At 39.5% G+C, this 21,564-nt stretch carries 18 protein-coding genes; 3 read left to right on the plus strand and 15 right to left on the minus strand.

Features of this window, described 5'->3' with window-relative positions:
• The 6 genes from addA to ERX29_RS02590 form a co-directional block, all read right to left on the minus strand.
• Nucleotides 1-3,498, minus strand: coding sequence for a helicase-exonuclease AddAB subunit AddA (gene addA / locus ERX29_RS02565; protein ID WP_165981039.1), 3,498 nt, complete (start codon nucleotides 3,496-3,498; stop codon nucleotides 1-3).
• Nucleotides 3,479-6,853: a helicase-exonuclease AddAB subunit AddB gene (addB, locus tag ERX29_RS02570; protein WP_165981040.1), complete on the minus strand. Its 3,375-nt coding sequence runs from the start codon at nucleotides 6,851-6,853 to the stop codon at nucleotides 3,479-3,481. Before addB ends, addA begins: the two co-directional genes overlap by 20 nt.
• Nucleotides 6,854-6,912: 59 nt before the next feature.
• The gene (gene lepB, locus ERX29_RS02575) at nucleotides 6,913-7,482 is read right to left on the minus strand and encodes a signal peptidase I (protein WP_133443126.1); all 570 of its coding nucleotides are present in this window, start codon (nucleotides 7,480-7,482) and stop codon (nucleotides 6,913-6,915) included.
• A gap of 13 nt (nucleotides 7,483-7,495) precedes the next feature.
• Nucleotides 7,496-7,954: a signal peptidase I gene (gene lepB / locus ERX29_RS02580; RefSeq protein ID WP_165981041.1), complete on the minus strand. Its 459-nt coding sequence runs from the start codon at nucleotides 7,952-7,954 to the stop codon at nucleotides 7,496-7,498.
• Nucleotides 7,955-7,986: 32 nt separating this feature from the next.
• A complete protein-coding gene (locus ERX29_RS02585; RefSeq protein WP_133443128.1) occupies nucleotides 7,987-8,592 on the minus strand; it encodes a TVP38/TMEM64 family protein in 606 nt (201 codons plus the stop codon).
• Between the two features lie 99 nt (nucleotides 8,593-8,691).
• Nucleotides 8,692-10,038 (minus strand): glucose-6-phosphate isomerase, encoded by a 1,347-nt coding sequence (locus ERX29_RS02590; protein WP_133443129.1) that lies wholly within the window; start codon nucleotides 10,036-10,038, stop codon nucleotides 8,692-8,694.
• Nucleotides 10,039-10,280: 242 nt separating this feature from the next.
• Here ERX29_RS02590 and ERX29_RS02595 point away from each other — a divergent pair, with 242 nt between their 5' ends.
• Together ERX29_RS02595 and argH are read left to right on the plus strand one after the other, a co-directional pair.
• Nucleotides 10,281-11,480 (plus strand): argininosuccinate synthase, encoded by a 1,200-nt coding sequence (locus tag ERX29_RS02595; protein WP_133443130.1) that lies wholly within the window; start codon nucleotides 10,281-10,283, stop codon nucleotides 11,478-11,480.
• On the plus strand, nucleotides 11,473-12,843 hold the full coding sequence (argH, locus tag ERX29_RS02600) for an argininosuccinate lyase (protein ID WP_133443131.1): 1,371 nt from the start codon (nucleotides 11,473-11,475) through the stop codon (nucleotides 12,841-12,843). Before ERX29_RS02595 ends, argH begins: the two co-directional genes overlap by 8 nt.
• A 15-nt stretch (nucleotides 12,844-12,858) precedes the next feature.
• Here the strand turns inward: argH and ERX29_RS02605 are convergent, their stop codons facing one another.
• From ERX29_RS02605 to ERX29_RS02645, 9 genes are all read right to left on the minus strand, one after another.
• Nucleotides 12,859-13,728 carry a glycerophosphodiester phosphodiesterase gene (locus ERX29_RS02605; protein WP_424960622.1) on the minus strand — a complete coding sequence of 290 codons (870 nt, stop codon included), beginning with the start codon at nucleotides 13,726-13,728 and terminating at the stop codon, nucleotides 12,859-12,861.
• Nucleotides 13,729-13,879: 151 nt separating this feature from the next.
• A complete protein-coding gene (locus ERX29_RS02610; RefSeq protein ID WP_133443133.1) occupies nucleotides 13,880-15,040 on the minus strand; it encodes an iron-containing alcohol dehydrogenase in 1,161 nt (386 codons plus the stop codon).
• A 115-nt stretch (nucleotides 15,041-15,155) separates the two neighbouring features.
• On the minus strand, nucleotides 15,156-16,400 hold the full coding sequence (locus tag ERX29_RS02615) for a Glu/Leu/Phe/Val family dehydrogenase (protein WP_133443134.1): 1,245 nt from the start codon (nucleotides 16,398-16,400) through the stop codon (nucleotides 15,156-15,158).
• A gap of 105 nt (nucleotides 16,401-16,505) precedes the next feature.
• Nucleotides 16,506-17,699 carry an ornithine--oxo-acid transaminase gene (locus ERX29_RS02620; RefSeq protein ID WP_133443135.1) on the minus strand — a complete coding sequence of 398 codons (1,194 nt, stop codon included), beginning with the start codon at nucleotides 17,697-17,699 and terminating at the stop codon, nucleotides 16,506-16,508.
• A 56-nt stretch (nucleotides 17,700-17,755) separates the two neighbouring features.
• A complete protein-coding gene (gene pruA, locus ERX29_RS02625; protein WP_133443136.1) occupies nucleotides 17,756-19,300 on the minus strand; it encodes an L-glutamate gamma-semialdehyde dehydrogenase in 1,545 nt (514 codons plus the stop codon).
• 202 nt (nucleotides 19,301-19,502) lie between these two features.
• Nucleotides 19,503-19,874 (minus strand): S1 domain-containing post-transcriptional regulator Ygs, encoded by a 372-nt coding sequence (gene ygs / locus ERX29_RS02630; protein WP_133443243.1) that lies wholly within the window; start codon nucleotides 19,872-19,874, stop codon nucleotides 19,503-19,505.
• 66 nt (nucleotides 19,875-19,940) lie between these two features.
• Entirely contained in the window at nucleotides 19,941-20,195 is a 255-nt protein-coding gene (locus tag ERX29_RS02635) for a DUF1871 family protein (protein ID WP_133443137.1), read from the minus strand.
• Complete coding sequence (locus ERX29_RS02640) at nucleotides 20,185-20,385, minus strand: hypothetical protein (protein ID WP_133443138.1); 201 nt, start codon at nucleotides 20,383-20,385, stop codon at nucleotides 20,185-20,187. The genes ERX29_RS02635 and ERX29_RS02640 overlap by 11 nt, the downstream gene beginning before the upstream one ends.
• A gap of 96 nt (nucleotides 20,386-20,481) precedes the next feature.
• Nucleotides 20,482-21,075 carry a peptidylprolyl isomerase gene (locus ERX29_RS02645; RefSeq protein ID WP_133443139.1) on the minus strand — a complete coding sequence of 198 codons (594 nt, stop codon included), beginning with the start codon at nucleotides 21,073-21,075 and terminating at the stop codon, nucleotides 20,482-20,484.
• A gap of 62 nt (nucleotides 21,076-21,137) precedes the next feature.
• Here ERX29_RS02645 and kapB point away from each other — a divergent pair, with 62 nt between their 5' ends.
• Nucleotides 21,138-21,512 carry a sporulation phosphorelay system protein KapB gene (gene kapB, locus ERX29_RS02650; RefSeq protein ID WP_133443140.1) on the plus strand — a complete coding sequence of 125 codons (375 nt, stop codon included), beginning with the start codon at nucleotides 21,138-21,140 and terminating at the stop codon, nucleotides 21,510-21,512.
• The last annotated feature ends 52 nt before the right edge of the window (nucleotides 21,513-21,564 follow it).

Consider the following 21,564-nt stretch of genomic DNA (forward strand, 5'->3'; position numbering starts at 1 on the left):
CTATACCTCTACTTCCTGGTACTCGAAGAAATACAGGAATCCTGATACTGGCTCATTAACCATTTCTTCTAATGCTTTCTTATAAAAATGCATCTGCACTTTGTAACGTTCTTTCAAATGTGCTGCTGTTTCTTCCTTCGTCTGGCCTCGCCGCTCAACAAATCTGTCGGTTTTAAAATCAAGAAAATAATATTTGCCTTTATAGACAAAAACACAGTCAATCATCCCCTGTACGAGTTGTTCCATCGGTGCATTCTCAAGAACCTCACCTGTGAGATATGATTTCCCGATAACAAATGGCAGTTCTTTATATACTGCTGTTGCCTCACAAATCATCTGATATATTTTTGAATGTGAGTACTGGACAAGAGCGTGATTTTCTATTTCTTTCAAATCTTCTGTTCCTATTATTTTCCTGCTGACCAGACTGTCGAGAAACTCTCTCACTTCCTGCTCAGTCATAGATTGACCATGATACGGAAAATGCTGCATTACCGTATGCATTAAAGTCCCTCGTTCCGCAGCTGTTCGCTTGTTCTCCGTCATAAACTTCGGCCGGTTATAAGTTGCACGAGCTAACTGATACTGATTGACGAGTGTCCAGGTTGTTGCACCGTCGTCTACTTCTGTCTGGCGTTTTATATCTGAAACAGATTCTTTAGTAGGGAGTCGATTCATCTGTGTAAATGGATAATGATAATTCATCCGTTCTTCAAGCCAGTCCACATTTGAGACAGCAGCTTCATGATTCGTTTCTATTCCTGATTGTGCGGGCTGTTCCAGAGATGTCACCATATTAGTCTTTATATTTGTTAGCGGATTATCTTCATTCAGCACACTGCCGATAATCAATGCAAGCGGCGAAGAGGCTCCGCGTCTGAATGGTTCGTCCAGTGTTCCATTCAGTTTTACTTGTGACCATCCTTCGATATTTTTATGTGCTGCCTTACCAAGAAGAATGAGACGTTCCTTCGCTCGGGTAAAAGCAACGTACATCAACCGCATTTCTTCTGAGATAATCTCATTGCGGGCTTCTCGTTTAAATAAATGGTTCATCAATGTCGGATAGCTTAAATGTCGGACTGGATCATAGTGATTGATAGCCAGGCCTAAATTCTGGTTCAGCTGCACCATACCGTTTAAGTCCATCATATTGAATTCACGACCAAGTCCTGCATAAATGACAAAAGGAAATTCGAGACCTTTGCTTGAATGGACTGTCATCATGCGTACTACATTCGCTTCTTCAGATATAATATTGACTTCCCCAAAGTCTTTACCTTCACTCAACATATTATCAACATAACGAATGAACTGATAAAGCCCCCTGTAACTGGAGCGCTCAAAATCCTCTGCTTTAGCAAGTAATCCTACAAGATTTGCTCGTCGCTGACTTCCACCTGTCAGAATAGAAAACTTCTCAACTACAAACAATCTGCTGTAAATCCTCTCGAGTAGTTCTCTTACACTAAGCGTTCTTGCCCATTCCCGGTAAAGAGAGAGGTCTGTAAGAAACTGTCTGATTTTTGAACTTAGTGCATTGTCATTTGCTTCAATATAATCTGTCAAATTATTGAAGAAATAAACCTCTTTATTATCCAGCCTTATTTCAACAAGTTCAACTTCGTCAAATTGATAAAGCAGTGACCGCAGTATTCCGACTAAATGAATATCCTGCATTGGATTGTCTATAATTCTAAGCAGGCTCATAATTGTTCTGATTTCATCTGTATGGAAGTACCCTGTTCTACTGTTGACATGAAATGGAATATCATATTTCTTCATGATCGTCTGATGATCATTTGCCTGAGTGAAACTTCTCTCAAGCACAACAATATCCCGGTATTCAGCGGGCCGATAAGTACTCGTTGTCATATCAAATACTTGTTCAGTCAGGATGATTTCATTGACTTTACTGGCAATCCATTCACTTTCAGCAGCAGGAGTCTCCACTTCATCTTTTATAATAACATTCAGTTCTGTTGCTCTATGATTATCATCAAAACGTGCACCGTAGTACAGCTGTTGTTTCTCATCATAGAGTATCTCTCCTACCTCTTCATCCATGATGCGACTAAAAATAGCATTCGTATCATCAATAACTGGCTGGCGTGATCTGAAGTTACGGGATAAGTCAATGACTATACCGTCATCCGACTCGTTAAAACGTTTATATTTCTCGAGGAACAGTCCTGGTTCTGCCTGTCTGAATTTATATATAGACTGTTTGACGTCACCTACCATGAATAAATGATGATTGTTAATCATCTGAACAATGGTTTCCTGCACCCGGTTGGTATCCTGATATTCATCGACAAGGATTTCCTTATAGCGCATCTTCAATGCTTCAGCAATGGCTGTCGGCTCTTGGTTCTGCATTAATATTTGCAGCGCAAAATGTTCATAATCACTGAAATCCAAAATTTTGCGCTCGCGTTTTTTTTCTTGGAACGTTGTAATTAAATCTTGTGTCAGATTAATTAAGACATCTACTTCAGCAGACATTGATTGAATGTCGTTGATCATTTCACTCGGTTCAGCGTAAAAATAATCAGTGCGAAGTTCATTAAAATAATTTTTCGCCTGACTAAGCAGACGCTTGATGTAATCTTCTGTTGCTTGATCATGACGCATATCTTCTACTTTTTTTGAAAATCTGAACGCTGGAATGTTGAGTTCTTCAAGTGCCATAAACTGATAATAAAGCGTTTCGAAGTTCCCATCGATCTGTTCAATTTTACTGATATAGGGTTCTACCGCAAGATATTGTTTTTCATATGCAGGCCCGTCAAGTAAATCACTCGCTTCTTTCAGGAGCTCGACTGCTGCTCTTAACGATTCCTTGATGGCAGCAGACAGTTTATGAAACAATGGATGGTTTATATCAATCTCCTGATAATTATCTACCAACTGTTTTAACCAGCGTTCCGGTTCAGGATTCGCAATTGCAAAATAATAAAGTTGTCTGATAATCTGGCGCAGCGAATGATCATTGCGGTCACTTGACAGGTGTAGCGCTGTTTGCAGAAAATCTTTATCAGGCTCTGTATAATATTGTTCCATCACTTCATCGAGGGACTGCATCAATAGCAATGATACTTCTTCCTCACCTGCTGTTCTAAATACGGGATCTAGATCGATTGTATAATAGTACTGCTCAATCAACTTAAGACAGAAACTATGCAGTGTTGAAATTTCTGCGGCATGAATTTTTACCAACTGAGTTTTCAAATGTTCAGTAGGTTGTTTGATCGCTTCACGACGTATCGCCTGATGAATCCTTTCTTTCATTTCACGAGCACTGGCATTAGTAAACGTTACAATAAGCAGTTCGTCAAGACTTAAGTTTTCATGCACAATTTTCTGGATGATCCGTTCAACGAGGACCGCTGTTTTGCCACTCCCAGCTGCTGCTGCTACTAATATATCACTGCCGTTAGATGTAATGGCATCCCATTGTGCATCAGTCCATTGAGCATCAATTGGTTTCTGTCTCATGATCATCCTCCCTAAGTATGGCTTTAACATCAATTGTTTCATCTACTGTCCTTACATCACCTGCATTGATTAGCGGATCAATATGACATGTTGATTTAAAGGCACAGAACTGGCACGGTAGTCTGCCGTCAAATTCAAGCGGTGCTACCTTTGTATGGCCATCCATAATATGCTCTGCCGTCGAAACAAAATTACTGCGGTTTATGTCGATTAGTTTTAACATATCTTGCTCTGACAGCGTTCTTGAAGAGCTGTAAAATGTGCCATCTTTCTTAAGCTTTGCAGGAATAACGGCTGACTTTACTCCAATGTCAAGAGAGGTATCTAGTTTTGATGCGACATTCAGATCATCAATTATATAGCCCTGCAATCTGAACTGCTCAAAATATGTCAGACTATGGTTACTGATATCATTTCTGTTCTTGTAATTAATGAATGGCGCTTTGACATGAAAATACAGCATTGCAGCAGGTGACAGGGATTTCTCTGTGAGTCTGCAGTGATTTTGCAGGACCACATCCATATAAGTCAGCATCTGCATCTGTTTACCGTAATAAACTTCGCGAAGATCCAGTTCATGGCTCGACGATTTATAGTCAACGATACTGACATAATCCTTATCATGACCTTCCAGCACATCGATTCTATCAATTTGACCTCGAATGGAGATAGGAATTCCTCTATTCGTATAAAGCTTCTGCACTTCAAACTGGTTGCGTCGTGTCGGCTCTGTATTGAAGCTCTGCTCAAACTTAGCCATCCTGAACTGACTGCGTGACTGCTGAAATTGAAGGGCTGTTAATGTTTCAGTTAAAATTTTTGTAATCTGACTGATCATGAACTGGTAATATGCTCTCGAGTATAATACTTGGTACTGTACTTCCGGAAGAAGTCCTTTCAACGTCACTTCAACATACTGGCGCAGTGAGTCACTGGACATCGTGATAATAGAATCTTTTATTTCCTCTGAAATTACTTTTAAAGCATGATGGAAAATGTTACCGAGTTCGAAATGCTGGAATTCAAAAGGTGTCCGTTCGTTCAATCTGAGACCATGTGCTGCAAAATGCTGAAAAGGACAGTTATTATAGCTTTCAAATCTTGAGACACTTGCTTTAATTTCTTCACCATATAATTCGATGGATTGAATTTCGCTGAGCTGCAGCGTGGCATTAACATAGTCTTTTAGTCGGTAGACTTCATTAAAGACTGGAATTCGCTTCATCCATTCAGCTATTGAATGCCATTCCGGTTCACTAAGATGATTGATAATATACGGAATTCCCGTCCTAATCGTCTCGATGAGCTTTTCCGGACGAGTCTGTTCAGCGATGATAGATGTCTCAAGTTCAGGAAAAATTACTTTCAACTGATCGATATATGACGAAGGACGTCTTGAACTGCCGTCTTCACTCATCAGACTATAGTAGATGTGGAGCTCTGTACTGGCATTCGTCAATGCCTGGTAGGCTACAAAACTCTCATCCATTGTTAATACGAGACTTGACGGTGCAAGCTTTAAGTCACTGGAAGTCTCTATCAAATGTTTATCCTGGTCACTGATCAGACCATTGTCTTTATTAACTCTAGGAAGTATATCTTCATTGAATCCGCAAATGAAGACACATGGAATATTTTCGATACGAGCAAGATCCAGATTCAGCAGCTGAATTTCATCGAGCGCCTGTGGTATAGTGCTGAATTCTAGTGACACGAGTCCGACATCAAACATTTCCTTCATTGTCTGAAAATCAAGCGGAGTGTCGCTGAGCATCTCTACAAAATCATCCATCACTTCAATCATTCCTTCGTAAACCTGCTCGTTCTTTAATGCTTCTTCGTTCATACCTAACTGGACAAAGCGGTCTTTCTCCGCCATTAAGTAATCAGGAATTTTAATTTCGACAAGAAAGTCATATAGTATGGTTGCAAACTGCTCTGCTCGGTCTGCTGATTTTATTTCATCAGTGAACTTCAGCAGTAACTTCACAATATACTGTCTGAACGAATTCATCGTCTCCCAGTCTTCCTGGTTATACGGTTTCCGAGTGTCAAAGAAAAACCGCTCATCTTCCAACCAGCGGTTAAATGACAATCCGCGTTCAATAACTGTATTTTCAAGCATATCAATTAGAATTAAATCGCCTTGAATATCAAATCGGCGTGATAACAAACCGGTCTTCAATGCTCTAAACAAATGATCATTCTGCCATGGCTGGGCAGCAAAATCCAGAAGCGAGCGTATAAGCTCGATTGCCGGATGATGAATCATTTGTTCTTTATCGTCAGTGAAAAACGGAATCTCATATTGTTCAAACAAAGATTTTAGTAATGGCAGATAAGATTCATCCCGGTATAACACTGCCATATCGGCATATCGGAACCGTCCAGTTCTCGCTTTTTTATGAATGTGTCTGACGATCGTATCCGCTTCCGTCCTCATATGATCTGCCTCATTCAATGTAATTCCATTGACCGGACTTTGTTCTGGCAGCAATGCATCAAACTGCTGCTCCAGTACTTTTAAACTCGGATTTTTATAACGGGCGGTATCTTTTAATGTTGTAATTTCCACCGGGATATTGATTTCTTGGAGACTTTCTACAAGGAGATTCATGGTCTCTCTTGTTTTTCTGAATGTCTCATTTTCTTTTGTTGGGTCAAGTGTTAATGTGATGGTCATGGAATGTGCATGTTTTGCGAGTTGCTGCAGCACAAGATATTCTATCGTCGTAAAATTATGGAACCCATCGACATATATATCCGCTAACTGAACCGTATGAGACAATGGAATGAGTTCATATAGAAAGTGCATGATGTCTTCTGATTGAATATACAATCCTGCAAGCTGATCTTCCAGTGCTTGATAAATCATTGCTATATCATGTAGTTTATGCTGAGTTCTGACAGCCATATCCTGCTGACTAAGTTCCATCAGTGCATCAGGTGTCACATTATATCGTTTAAACTCTTTAATAGATTCCGTAAGTTTCTGGCTAAAACCATAATACTTCGCGGAAGTTCCAAATAATATTAAATCATTCTGCATCTGCTTCAACGTGAGATATGTCAGCATCTCTATGCCGGCCTTAGAAATCATATCTTCTGATAAGCCGCCTTCTTCACTCATAATACGCCATGCGAGACGGTCAAACCCATATACTGAAGCCCTCATGCTCCCTTTTATTTTCAGGTCAGCAGCGAAGCTCTGCTCAAGAGAGAACGTTGTCTGTTTTGGCGCTATCAGTATAATAGGATCTCCAAGCGGCTGCTCTTTGATTTTAGCTTTAATCGATTCCAATATATGGTACGTTTTCCCGCTTCCTCTTCTACCTAGTAACAATTGAACTGTCATCATATCCTCCTTACTGAAAAACACCTTTTATACAAGTATAAAAAGTGTTAATTATCGTGTTATTTTTCAGTTGCTGGATCAAAATTATAATGAAATGCATTGAAGGGCCAGAATCTCAGAACTACTTCACCTACTACCTGATCTTCCTTAATCAATCCGAAATATCTGCTGTCCTTGCTGACTTCTCTGTTATCTCCTAATACAAGCAGCTGTCCTTCAGGTATTATCGCCTGACCATCTGAATTCACTAAATCTTTGACTGAAAAATTTTCAGTCAAAAGTACATTAGTTTTAGCAAGTTTATTTTCATCGAGATAAGGTTCATTGACTTCTTTATTATTGACGTAAAGTGTGTCGTCTTTATAAGTGACCGTATCTCCACCCGTTCCAATAACACGTTTAACATAGTCCGCTTTTTTATCTGCATGAAAGACGATGACATCTCCTTCATCAATCTTGCCGAGTGTATAGTTGATTCTGCTGACAATGACTTTTTCTCCATCCTTCAAAGTCGGATACATGGAATCTCCTTTGACTGAATATGTCAGGAATAAAAACTGATGGATTATAAATAGCAGCACGAGTGCCACCGCTATGGCAACAAGCCACTCATAGATTTCTTTTTTCAAAAAAGCCACCTCATTATTTTGTTGTTTTATGCCAGTATGTATCTATTACTTTACCGAGAATATATTTTTCTTTGACGCAGCCGAACTGTCTTGAATCGATGCTGTCCGTTAAATGATCTCCTAGTACAATATAACATTTTTTTGGCACAATTTGTTCTTTCATATCTTCTACTTTGAGCAGACTGCTGTAATCAGCGGCTTGCTTTGTGACCTTTTCGCCATTGACATAAACATGTTCCTGATGAACCGCTATATAATCGCCTGGTGTAGCGATGATTCTCTTTACAAATGTATCATTGTCATTCAGCTTGAAGAAGATGATATCTCCGACATCCGGTGGTAAGAAAATATCTTCAACCAGGTTGATAATTACTCTATCACCGGATTGAAAGGTAGGTTCCATGGACTGACCTTCAATCGCATAGGTTGTTATAATAAAAGAGCGAATAAAGATAATAATAATTAAGCTCACTATAAGAAAACTAATGAAGTGCTGCCATCTCTTCATCGTTTTTTACCGGTTTTTTTGTCAAAGTGTTCCTCCAGACGTTTTCCTGCCCACCATAAAAAAATCAATAAGAGGATAACAAGTCCGGATTTCTGCGGATAGATAAAGAATGACTGAATATCAGAACCTACAAAGCTCAGAATTAAAAGCATGACGGCCTTACCGACGCCGACCGCTAATAAATACTCCCGCTGCCTGATATTCGATAACGCTGCTACCACATTGATAATACTAGAGGGTGTGAATGGAAAACAGAGCAGTATGAATAATGGTATAACCCCTCTTGCATTGACTGAATTTATAAATCGATTCACTTTCGGACGATTGGTCATTTTTTTGATGAACCCTGTTTCAGAGAAGTATCTGACCATTAGAAAAACTGCATAGGCACCTGTAAAAGCACCACTCCACGTCAATAGAAATCCAGGAATAATCCCGTAAGCGTTGGAATTGACGACGGCAAATACTACAATAGGCAGTATGGGAAGAAAGGCTTCAAGAAATGGCAGCAGAAAAGCAATAATGATACCGAAAGATTTAAATCTCTCTATCCAGCCCATAATGGAATCTTCAGATAAATAATGTTGAAACCACTCTGTCATTATAAAACCTACTTTTAAATATTTTTAGTTCATTGTATAACAGTTTAAACTATACCGACCAAAATAAAAAGAAAACCGCTGTACGGTTTTCTCAAGGAATTAGCTGTTCAGTCGTTCTTCTAATTCTTTTTTCTTATCTTCATATCCAGGTTTACCTAATAGCGCAAACATATTTTGTTTGTATGCTTCAACACCCGGCTGATTGAATGGATTGACTCCAAGGAGATAGCCACTCATCGCACAGCTGAGTTCAAAGAAGTAAACCAAATAACCAAATGTATATGCATCCTGCTTAGGAATTTCAACGACTAAGTTAGGTACGCCACCGTCAGTATGTGCAAGAAGCGTTCCTTGAAAGGCTTTAGTATTTACGTAATCCATGGTCTGTCCTGCCAGGAAGTTCAGGCCGTCCAGATCATTTTCCTCTTCTTCAATCGTAATATCTTCTCTCGGGCTATTTACTTTAATGACTGTTTCAAATAAATCGCGGCGACCTTCCTGTACGTATTGTCCTAATGAATGCAGGTCTGTTGAGAAGTTCGCACTTGACGGATAGATTCCTTTGAAATCCTTACCTTCTGATTCACCGAATAACTGTTTCCACCATTCATTGAATAACTGAAGACTTGGTTCATAGTTAATCAGCATTTCAATTGTATAGCCTTTGTTGTAAAGAATATTACGAATGGCAGCATACTGATAACTGATATTATCCTCCAGTTCTGACGATGATAGATCGTTTCTTGCATCAGCAGCTCCTGTCATCATCTGGTTAATGTCAATACCAGCCGCTGCAATAGGAAGTAGACCGACAGCAGTGAGCACAGAATAACGGCCGCCGACATCGTCCGGCACAACGAACGTTTCATAACCTTCTGTATCAGCGAGTGATTTCAATGCACCTTTCGCTTTATCTGTTGTCGCATAAATCCGTGATTTTGCTTCTTCCTTACCATATTTCTCTTCAAGCAGCTTCTTGAAGATTCTGAAAGCCACTGCAGGTTCAGTCGTTGTACCTGACTTGGAAATGACATTGATCGAGAAATCCTTGCCGTCTAAATATTTAATTAAATCGCTAGTATATGAAGAAGATAGCTGGTGACCTGCAAAAATAATCTGAGGACGTCCTTCTTTCGGTGCAAAGTTATCAAATGAGTTTGATAACATTTCAATTGCAGCACGTGCTCCTAAATAAGAGCCGCCAATACCGATGACTAGAAGTACTTCTGTGTCCGATTTAATTTTTTCAGCCGCTTGCTTAATTCGGTTGAATTCTTCTTTATCATAATTTTCAGGTAAGTCTACCCAGCCTAAAAAGTCACTTCCTGCTCCACTGCCTTCATGAATCGTATGGTGAATATTTTTAACCAGATCCCTCACTTGATTCAGCTCGTGGCGACCGAAGAATGTAAGTGCTGTTTCATAATCAAATTTAATGTGTGTCATGATTAACCTCCTGAATTTCGTGTCATCTTTATTTTACTCTATTACCGTATAGTTCTCAACGAACAAGGCGTTTAGGAGTTGTTTATCAAAACTTTAATGATAGCTGCTTAAAAAAAATTTAAAAATATTCATAAAAATTAATTAAAATGAATATTTATTCTTGATATATCGAAATGTTTTTGTTACTGTATTATGTATATTAAATCATTTTATATTATATTTATAAATTCGGAGGTAAAACTATGACTGAAAAAGTAGTACTGGCTTACTCAGGAGGATTAGATACAAGCGTTGCAATAAAATGGCTGATGGAACAAGGCTATGATGTGATTGCCTGCTGCCTTGATGTTGGTGAAGGTAAGAATCTTGAGCACGTAAAAAACAAAGCGCTTGCTGTAGGAGCAATAGAATCTATTATGCTGGATAAAGTAAAAACTTATGCAAAGGACTATTTAAGTTACGCGATTAAAGGAAATTCTTTATACGAAAATGTTTATCCACTGATTTCAGCGCTCAGTCGACCATTGATCGCTAAGGAACTGGTGGCGATCGCTCATCAATATAATGCCCAGTACATTGCACATGGCTGTACAGGAAAAGGAAATGATCAAGTTCGCTTTGAAGTGGCTATCCACAGTCTTGATCCTGAATTAAAAACACTCGCTCCTGTCCGTGACTGGGGTTTTAGTAGAGAAGAAGAGATTGAATATGCAAAAGAAAATAATATACCAATTCCTATTGACCTAGATTCCCCTTTTTCCATTGACCAGAATTTATGGGGAAGAAGCAACGAGTGCGGTGTTCTGGAAGACCCTTACGCAGAACCTCCGGAAAATGCCTACGAACTGACTTGCAGTATTAATCAAACGCCTGATGAAGCAGCAACACTTGAAATTACTTTTAAAAACGGTCTTCCTATCGCAATTGATAACCAGCCTTATTTACTTCATGAATTGATTCAAGTCCTGAACAAACTTGGTGGTCTGCATGGTACTGGTAGAATCGACCACGTTGAAAATCGTCTCGTCGGTATTAAATCGCGTGAAGTTTATGAAGCGCCAGGGGCAATGATTATTATAGCTGCCCATCAGGCACTTGAAACCATTACTCTGACAAAAGACGTCCAGCATTTCAAGCCATATGTTGAACAGACGTTTTCCAACCTTATATATAATGGTCTTTATTTTTCTCCTTTAAGCGATCACCTGAAGAACCTGCTGGATGATATGCAGCAATATGTTAATGGTATTGTTAAAGTGAAACTCCATAAAGGAAATATTATAATAACAGGTAGACAAAGTGAAAATACACTTTACAGCGAAAAACTGGCGACTTACACAAAAGAGGATGCGTTCAATCAGCAGGCAAGCAGCGGATTCATCGAAATTTATGAGCTGCCTGTAAAGGTTGCAATGCAAGTATATGGTGGCTCCTATGAGTAAGGCATGGGGAGGCAGATTCAAGGAAGAAATGGCACAACAGGTGCTCGCTTTCAATGAATCGATAACTGTAGATAAGCGTCTATATGCTCAGGATATCGAAGGAAGTATCGCCCATGCAATGATGCTTTGTCAGCAGAGTATCTTATCTCAAACAGATGCTGATACAATTATAGAAGGCCTGCTTACCATCAAACAGCAGATTGAATCAGGTAACGCTCAATTTTCAATTGAAGACGAAGATATTCATATGAACATTGAAAAGCTGCTGATTAAGATTATTGGTCCTGTCGGAGGAAAACTGCATACCGGACGTTCACGTAATGATCAGGTGGCGACAGATATGCATCTATTTGCACGACAAGCTGTACAGGAGTTAATCGAAGCAGTCAGGTTGCTTCAGCAGACCATTGTTCAAATCAGTGAAGAGTATATTGAAGTCGTCATGCCAGGATATACCCACCTCCAGCGTGCTCAGCCAGTCCTGCTATCACATCATCTCATGACATATTTCTGGATGCTGCAGCGTGATAAAGAACGATTGCACGACAGTTTAAAACGCATAAATGTTTCTCCACTTGGTTCAGGAGCGCTGGCAGGTACAACATTTCCGATTAACCAGCGTCATACAATGGAATTACTCGAGTTTGAAGATATTTATCCTAATAGTATGGACGCAGTTTCTGATCGAGATTATCTGCTTGAGACAATGAATAATATGAATCTCATAATGATCCATCTCTCAAGATTAAGCGAAGAAATCATTCTTTGGTGCAGTGAAGAGTTTAATTTTATTAAATTAAGTGACCAGTATTCGACCGGGTCGTCTATCATGCCGCAGAAGAAGAATCCAGATATGGCAGAACTAGTCCGAGGAAAGACTGGATCGGTTACAGGCCACTATATCGCTCTATTAATCACACTTAAAGGTCTACCGCTCGCCTATAACAAAGATCTGCAGGAAGATAAGAAAGGATTTTTCGATGCATTGGATGATACACTCAGCAGCTTAAAAATCTATAGCGGGATGCTCAGTTCCCTCACTGTCAATCACGATAACCTGAAGCAGTCTGTTAATCAGGATTTCTCCAATGCAACAGAACTCGCTGATTATCTTGTTACGCTCGGAATACCTTTCAGAGAAGCACATGCCATCACTGGTAGACTTGTCCTCGATTGCATCGATAAAGGTCGATTGCTTAAAGATGTATCGATGAAAGAATATAAAGACATTGATTCTCGTATTTCAGAAAACATTCACTCTATCCTCACTCCCCAATCTTCAGTAGAAAGACGCCGGAATGAGAACGGTACAAGTGCCCAGTCAGTCAAAAATCAAATCAAAAAAGGAAAGGCGCTGTTATAAGCCCTTTCCTTAAATTTATTTTATTTTCTTTTCGTTGACAATACGCTTATAAAGATCCGGATAATTGGTGAATACTCCGTCTACCCCGTAGCTGTTCAGACGTCTCATATCCGCTTCTGTATTAACTGTATATGGATGGATAACAAAGCCAAATGATTTTAATCGTTTAGTATTCTTTACTGTCAAATCTTTATAGTTAGGGCCGATGCCCATTACAAATGATTTAAGGTCTCTCAACTGCTGATCAGTCAACGTGTCAACTACTCCTCTGTCCGTCAGTTGAACAAGCGAAACTGCTGTATTTAACTGATGAACTTTAATTAGACTTTCAGTTGAGAATGATTGAATTAGGACATGTCCTTTTTTTAGTCTGCTCTTTTTCAGCAGTTTGTGTTTATTCAGGACTTTCAGTAATTGTTGTTCCATACCTGGATAAACTTCTGGAGATTTTGTTTCGATATAATACTTTGCTTTTGTTCCATAACGATTAATGACTTCATCAAGCGTTGGAACTTTTTGACCGGCATATTCAGGACGTGCAAGTGCTGGATATTTTTCATTAAACCAGCTGCCGGCATCCAGTTTTTTAAGTTCAGCTAAAGTAAAGTCTTTTACGAGTCCTGTGCCGTTTGTCGTACGGTCAACCGTTTCATCATGCATAGCAACCAGCTGTCCATCTTTAGTCATCTGCAGATCTACTTCAATATAATCTGCTTTCATTTTGTAGTGACTTAAATCGTAACTTGCAAAAGTATGTTCCGGTGCATACCCGCTGGCACCTCGATGTGCGACTACTGTCTGAACCTTGTTCTTTGCATCTGCATACGGTGATAACACAAGCAGCCCTATTAAACTAACAAGTAGTAAAGTAACAAACTTCTTCAATTCTTTGACCTCCTGGATAAATAATATGAGTTACAGCATTATCATAACCTCATTTCTATCCTAAATATTCATTTTTATAAATACTTAAATAAATTTACAGTGGCAAAATAAAAAAGACTCTAAATATATAGAGTCTAGTCTTTACTAAAATTTATTGTGCTAACTTATAAATTTCAACCACATCTTCTCGGTTCAGTTGATAGAAGTTACCAAATGGTCCATTGAATAAAGTTTTATCTGCAAAAATTTCGAAATCTGATTCTGGAATATCAAATTCACTTAAGCTGGAAGGCGCTCCAATTGATTTCCAGTAATCAGTGATGCCTTTAATACCGGCCTGGACTTTTTCTTCCTGAGATAAAGATGAATCAGCATCGAACACGTCTTCAGCAAACTGGGCGAAGCGCTCCGGTGATTTTCGGCTGACATGACTCATCCATGCAGGGAATAACACTGCAAGCCCTGCTCCGTGTGCGATATCATGAACGGCACTGACTGCATGTTCGATGTTATGAGTCGCCCAGTCACCGTTATAACCCATACGCATGAAGCCATTTAAAGCAACTGTTGCACCAAGCATCAGTGTCTCACGTGCCTCATAGTTTTCAGGATCATTCTGCACGACTCGTCCAGCTTTCATGATTTCCTTCATCACGCCTGCAATCATGGCATCACCGACCGCACTATTATCTGCTTCATTGAAGTACTGCTCAAGCAAGTGACTCATTGAATCAACAATACCATTGACTGTCTGATTTTTAGGTAACGTATAAGTGACTTCAGGATTAAGCAATGAGAATTTAGGAAAAACAAGCGGAGAACCCCACCCTAGTTTTTCATTAGTTTCCCAGTTTGTGATGACACTCCCTGAGTTCATTTCAGAACCTGTCGCTGCAATCGTTAAAATGGTACCGAATGGCACAGCTGACGTTGGAATGACTTCACGTTTGACAATTTTCCATGGGTCTTCATCAATAGTGCTGGCTGCTGAGATTAATTTAGTGCCATCGATGACGCTGCCGCCACCGACTGCAAGAATGAAATCGATATTATTTTCTTTAACAAGCTGCACCCCTTTTTTCACTGTAGAAAGACGTGGGTTCGGCTCAATTCCCTCTAGTTCAAATACTTCATAACTTTCAAGCAGTTGCATGACACGGTCGTATAGACCTGTCCGTTTAATACTGCCGCCACCATAAGTAATCAGCACTTTAGTGCCTGTTGTAAACTGTCTGATCATGTCCGGCAGTTTTTCAATGCTGTCCTTACCGAAAACGAGTTGAGTCGGATTATAGAATGTAAAAGAATTCATCACTTACCTCCATTAGTTGATAATCATAAGTTTATTACTTCTGACTCATCTCTCCTATCAATATGCTCATATATGATAAAAAATGGCGTACTTACTTTAGTAAGTACGCTGTTACTTATGCCCATCCACGGTAACGTGCAGCTTCTGCTGTTCGTTTGATACCGATGATGTAAGCCGCAAGTCTCATATCAATTTTACGGTTTTCGGATAATGTATAGATTGCATCAAATGCTTTCACTAATTTCTCGCGTAGTTTCTCGTTGACTTCTTCTTCAGTCCAGTAATAACCTTGATTATTTTGTACCCATTCGAAGTAAGAAACCGTGACACCACCGGCGCTGGCAAGAACATCAGGTACTAACAGTATACCGCGGTCAGTAAGTATTTTTGTCGCTTCCATTGTTGTTGGTCCATTTGCTGCTTCAACAACGATATCCGCTTTAATATCATTAGCATTATCTTCAGTAATCTGATTGGAGATGGCTGCTGGAACAAGAATATCACAATCTAACTCAAACAACTCTTTGTTAGTGATGGTATCATCGAACAAGTTAGTCACTGTACCAAAGCTGTCCCGACGGTCGAGCAGATAATCAATATCCAAACCATTCGGATCGTGAAGCGCACCGTGTGCATCAGAAATACCTACGACTTTAGCTCCCGCATCATATAAGAATTTAGCAAGGAAGCTTCCAGCGTTACCGAACCCTTGAATAACGACCCGTGAATCTTTAACCGTTTTGCCGCGGCGTTTCGCTGCTTCTTCAATGGCAATAACAACCCCCAAGGCAGTAGAACGGTCACGTCCTTGTGAACCGCCCAGCACAATCGGTTTACCCGTAATAAATCCTGGAGAATTGAATTCATCCATCTTACTGTATTCATCCATCATCCACGCCATAATTTGTGAATTAGTGAATACATCTGGTGCCGGAATATCTTTAGTAGGTCCAACAATCTGCGAAATGGCGCGAACATAGCCACGGCTTAAGCGCTCTACTTCGTGAATGCTCATCTGGCGAGGATCGCAGACAATTCCCCCTTTACCGCCGCCGTAAGGTAAATCAACAATTCCACACTTGAGTGTCATCCACATTGAAAGTGCTTTAACTTCATCTTCATCAACGTCAGGATGGAAACGCACGCCACCTTTAGTTGGGCCGACCGCATCATTATGCTGTGCTCTGTAGCCAGTAAAAGTTTTCACTGTACCGTCATCCATACGGACTGGTATTCTAACAGTCAGTAAACGCATCGGTTCTTTTACTAAGTCGTACATACCTTCGTCAAAACCAAGTTTGTCTAATGCTTCTTTAATAATCACCTGAGTTGATGATACTAAGTTTAAATGTTCCATCATTATCCTATCCGCCTCTTTTTAAAATAATTATTCGTTAATCATTGTAACACAATGACCCATAAATTAAATGGTTTAAATTAAAATTTTGAAAACGCTATCAAATAATTATTTTGTAAATACCTGCTTTACTTGTTCGATAGCCCAGTCAAGATCTTCTTTCGAAATAACTAAAGGCGGAGCAAAACGAATCACTGTATCATGTGTTTCTTTACATAATAAACCGAGTTCTTTTAACTGTTCGCAGTATGGTCGTGCATTTTCAGTCAGCTCTACTCCAATGAACAGGCCGCGTCCACGCACATCTTTGATGACAGGATTATCAATTTTCTTAAGCTCTGATTTAAAATATTCGCCGAGTTCATTTGATCGTTCAGCAAGATTTTCATCAATTAGAACATCTAATGCTGCAATCGATACTGCACAGGCAAGCGGGTTTCCTCCGAATGTTGAACCGTGAGAACCTGCATTAAATACTTCAAGGACTTCTTTATCCGCCAGCACACATGATATCGGGAAAACACCTCCACCAAGAGCTTTGCCTAGAATATACATATCAGGTTCTACATCATCCCAGCTTGTAGCAAAGAATTTACCTGAACGACATAATCCAGCTTGAATCTCGTCTGCAATAAATAATACATTATTGTCATCACATACTTGACGTACCTGTTTCAAAAATCCTTCTTGCGGAATATTGATACCCGCTTCCCCTTGAATTGGTTCAAGCAGAACCGCCGCAGTATTAGGAGTAATAGCTGCTTTAATCTGTTCGATATCCCCGAAATCTACTAGTTTGAAACCGCCGAGCAATGGACCGTAACCGCGCTGATATTCTGCTTCGCTAGAAAGTGAGACTGCTGCCATTGTACGTCCGTGGAAATTGCCTTTCATTGCGATGATTTCAGCTTGATTATCAGCTACACCTTTTACTTGATATGCCCAGCGACGTGCTGCTTTAATGGCTGTTTCTACTGCTTCGGCACCTGTATTCATCGGCAGAGCCATTTCTTTGTTTGCGAGTTTACAGATTTTTTCATACCAAGGTCCAAGCTTATCACTATGGAAGGCACGTGACGTTAATGTTACACGGTCAGCCTGGTCTTTTAATGCCTGGACGATTTTTGGATGTCTATGCCCTTGATTGACTGCAGAGTATGCTGATAGCATATCCATATATTTGTTACCTTCAGGATCAGTTACCCATACACCTTCTGCTTCTGAAATAACGATCGGCAGTGGATGGTAGTTTGGTGCACCGTAGTGATTTGTCTGTTCGATGATTTCTGTTGATTGAGTCATGTTAATCCCCTTTTCATTAAAACAGTAGTGCATAGAGCACTACTGTCATTGATTTTTTATAACATTTCTGAAGTTGTACGACCTTGCATATGAAGAACTAAGTAGTCAGGACCGCCCGCTTTAGAATCTGTACCGGACATTTTGAAGCCGCCGAATGGCTGGTAGCCAACAATTGCACCAGTACATCCACGGTTGAAGTAAAGATTACCGACCATGAAGTCACGACGTGCTTCTTCTAAATGTTCACGGTTGTTTGTAATGACAGCCCCTGTTAAACCATAATCCGTTGCATTTGCAAAATTAATCGCTTCAGTGAAGTCTTTCGCTTTAGCAATACCTACAACTGGTCCGAAGATTTCTTCTTTCATGATGCGGTCATCATGCTTAAGGTCAACGAATACAGTCGGGTTAACGAAGTTACCGACTGATTCATCAGTCGTTCCGCCGACAAGAAGTCTGCCCTCCTGTTTGCCGATTTCGATATATTCCTTAATTTTATTCAGAGATTTGTCATCGATAACAGGTCCCATGAAGTGTTCATTTGTTTCTGGATTACCTGCTGATAATTTTTCAGTTTTTTCTTTGACTTTAGCAACTACTTCATCATAGACATCTTCTAGAATGATTGCACGCGAACATGCCGAACATTTCTGTCCGGAGAAACCGAATGCTGACTTCACGATTGATTCTGCTGCCAGCTCAAGATCAGCTTCTGAATCAACGACGATTGTATCTTTACCGCCCATTTCAGCGATAACACGTTTAAGGTTCAGTTGACCTTCGTGTACTTGTGCTGCACGTTCGTAGATGTGGACACCAACGTCACGAGAACCTGTAAATGAGATGAAACGTGTATCAACATGATCCACGATGAAGTCACCGATATCACGTGATGAACCTGGGATAAAGTTGACAACCCCTTTAGGCATACCCGCTTCTTCTAATACTTCCATGAACTTATAAGCCACCACTAACGTGTTTGAAGATGGTTTAAGGAGTACTGTGTTACCTGTAACAAGGGGTGCCACGGTTGTTCCTGCCATAATTGCCAGCGGGAAGTTCCAGGGAGAGATCACGACGCCTACACCGAGTGGAATATAATCGTAACGATTGAATTCGCCCGGACGGCTTTCTACTTTCACTCCGTCTTTAATACGTAGCATTTCACGACCATAGAACTCAAGGAAATCGATCGCTTCAGCAGTATCTGCATCAGCTTCGTTCCAAGGTTTACCTGCTTCTTTAACCATAATTGCAGAGAACTCAAATTTACGGCGACGAAGGATTGCAGCCGCGCGGAATAGAATATCTGCACGCATTTTTGGATCTGATTTTCTCCATGTTTCAAATGTCTCTTTTGCGATTTCCATTGCTTGTTCGGCATGTTCTTGAGTCGCTTTAGAAACATTACCGATCGTTTCTTCTCTATTAGACGGATTATATGAACGTACTTTATCTTCTGTCATGATACGCTCTCCACCGATGATAAGTGGATAATCCTGACCTAAGTAACCATTTACAGTTTCGAGACCTTTCTTCATTGCCTGTTGATTTTCTTCTACAGTGAAATCAGTGAATGGTTCATGCTTATAGGGAATCATTATAGTACCTCCTTGAAATTGGGTTTAAGAAAACCCTTACACCATCTATAATGAACAAAAATTGAACGAAGTTCAACCCCTTTACTACTAATTCTTTGATAAAAAATTTTTATACAAATAACTGTATAAAGTTCTAGTATTTTTTATATAAAGTGAATAAAAATAACACATCAGCAGAATGTGATCTCATTCTGCTGATGTGTTACTGTAGACGTTTTGCCCTTGCTACCCATTCCGGTAGTTTCTGCCGTAACGATTCAAATCCGATGGAATCAGAGTGTTTAAGTTCTTCCAGCACAGATTTTTTCTCTTTTTTCCGTTCATGCCGTTTAAAATAATCATTTTCCTTTAATGATAAATTAAGTTTACCGTCTTCTGAAACTTCAATGACTTTCGCTTTAACAATCTGTCCGACAGTCAGAAATAAGTTCAGGTTATGAATATAATCATTCATAACTTCAGAGATGTGAATTAAGCCTTCTACATGATCCGGAGTTTCAACAAAGGCACCATATGGCTGAATGCCAGTCACTTTAACTTTAATGAACTGACCTTTTTTATATTGGTTTTTCAATGCCATGTCCCTCCTCACTATTAATATATAAAGTTTAACATATCGGAGTTAAAATGGCTCATTGTTCTATAACATACATTGCTGATTAAGATGGTCAACCTCGTTCAGTATACGATTGATGTCTGCAGATGCAAGATGCTGGTCAAAGCTGAACTGATAGATCTGCTGAATACGCTTCACAGTTTTATCGCGATCATATTTCTGATGGATAATGTCCATGCAGTCATAGATTTCCTGGTCACCCATTGTCACGTCTTCAAAATTCATAGGGTTCCATCCGGCAAGTAATTTATAAAGTTCAATATTAAAGTCAGCGTTCATTGTGCAGTTCTCCACTTTCCAGTCGTCTCATTACATCTTTCTCAAATGCTTCCATCTTTGCTTCTTCTTTGGAAGAATGCCGTTTAAAAAGACGATAAGCGAAGTAAGCAAGCAGCATAAAGCAGAATAATGTAATACCTGCTGGAATGTATTCCATCTTATTTTCGGGGAAATAGAGAAAGTCCATCATTGTTTATCACGCTCCTAATCCATCAAATTATAGCATGTCAAAAATATAAAAAAATCAATAAGTCATGAACATTTCATGACTTATTGATTCAATTGATTACTTTACAATATTAATTTTTTCGATGATGACATCTTCTACAGGTTTATCCTGAGGACCGACTTTAACGTCAGCAATTGTCTCCAGGACATCAAGTCCTTCGATGACCTGACCAAATACTGTGTGCTTCTGATCAAGCCAAGGAGTACCGCCTCGTTCCGCATATGCGTCAACGATTTCTTCCGGCCAGCCGCCTTGTTTTAGTTGTGACAGCATTTGTGCAGGCACCTGTTTCATCTGAACGACGAAAAATTGAGAGCCGTTTGTATTCGGACCCGCATTAGCCATAGAAAGTGCACCGTATAAATTAAATGCATTCATTGAAAATTCATCTTCAAAAGAATCACCGTAGATGCTCTCTCCGCCCATACCTGTTCCAGTAGGATCGCCGCCTTGAATCATAAAGTCATTGATGACACGGTGGAAAGTAATACCTTCATAATAACCTTTTTCAGCAAGCTGGATAAAGTTATCTACAGTTTTCGGTGCGATTTCTGGAAACAATTTTATTTTCATTGTCCCTTTTGTTGTGACCATGTCAACAACACGTTCATTTTCTGAAATTTCTGTATTTAATTGTGGAAAATTAGTCATGATAACTGCTCCTTCATGATATGATAAGTACCATAATATATTAACACAAAAGGAGGGATAACATGTATTATCAACTTTCTTTTAAAACTGGACGTTATATTGTAGAAAAAGTCAGTGAGCAGCAAAATGGTATTGTCATCAAAATTATTGCTGTTTTGATTCATCCGAAGCAAGGAGACTTACATCATTCTCATGAGACAGAAACCTTTTTTCATGAGCGTAAAGCACTTGCTCAATACGAAAAACGAGTTGTCAGTCCGAATCTTTTAAAACCTTATAGTGCCGAAGTACCAGCTTACAATGAGTCATTGCGTCAGGCAGTCATTGTAATGGAGAAAAAATTAGTTGAAGAAGACAGTGTGTTCAGCCATCTTGCACTGCAGAAAATGCAATCTTTAAAAGAAGAATATACTCATTATTACGGCATCAATTTTTGACGATTTATTGAACGTTTAACTCACCAATCATCATTTCTTCTTATTTAATAAT

The sequence above is a fragment of the Macrococcus lamae genome (genome assembly GCF_004359545.1).
GTDB classification, from domain to species: Bacteria; Bacillota; Bacilli; order Staphylococcales; family Staphylococcaceae; genus Macrococcus; species Macrococcus lamae.

Bases quoted from the DNA above. Each gene is read 5' to 3' on its own strand.
- addA (WP_165981039.1), bottom strand. From the start codon at position 3,498: ATGAGACAGAAACCAATTGATGCTCAATGGACTGATGCACAATGGGAT.
- addB (WP_165981040.1), bottom strand. From the start codon at position 6,853: ATGACAGTTCAATTGTTACTAGGTAGAAGAGGAAGCGGGAAAACGTAC.
- ERX29_RS02585 (WP_133443128.1), bottom strand. From the start codon at position 8,592: ATGACAGAGTGGTTTCAACATTATTTATCTGAAGATTCCATTATGGGC.
- ERX29_RS02590 (WP_133443129.1), bottom strand. From the start codon at position 10,038: ATGACACACATTAAATTTGATTATGAAACAGCACTTACATTCTTCGGT.
- ERX29_RS02595 (WP_133443130.1), top strand. From the start codon at position 10,281: ATGACTGAAAAAGTAGTACTGGCTTACTCAGGAGGATTAGATACAAGC.
- argH (WP_133443131.1), top strand. From the start codon at position 11,473: ATGAGTAAGGCATGGGGAGGCAGATTCAAGGAAGAAATGGCACAACAG.
- ERX29_RS02610 (WP_133443133.1), bottom strand. From the start codon at position 15,040: ATGAATTCTTTTACATTCTATAATCCGACTCAACTCGTTTTCGGTAAG.
- ERX29_RS02615 (WP_133443134.1), bottom strand. From the start codon at position 16,400: ATGATGGAACATTTAAACTTAGTATCATCAACTCAGGTGATTATTAAA.
- ERX29_RS02620 (WP_133443135.1), bottom strand. From the start codon at position 17,699: ATGACTCAATCAACAGAAATCATCGAACAGACAAATCACTACGGTGCA.
- pruA (WP_133443136.1), bottom strand. From the start codon at position 19,300: ATGATTCCCTATAAGCATGAACCATTCACTGATTTCACTGTAGAAGAA.
- ERX29_RS02635 (WP_133443137.1), bottom strand. From the start codon at position 20,195: ATGAACGCTGACTTTAATATTGAACTTTATAAATTACTTGCCGGATGG.
- ERX29_RS02640 (WP_133443138.1), bottom strand. From the start codon at position 20,385: ATGATGGACTTTCTCTATTTCCCCGAAAATAAGATGGAATACATTCCA.
- ERX29_RS02645 (WP_133443139.1), bottom strand. From the start codon at position 21,075: ATGACTAATTTTCCACAATTAAATACAGAAATTTCAGAAAATGAACGT.
- kapB (WP_133443140.1), top strand. From the start codon at position 21,138: ATGTATTATCAACTTTCTTTTAAAACTGGACGTTATATTGTAGAAAAA.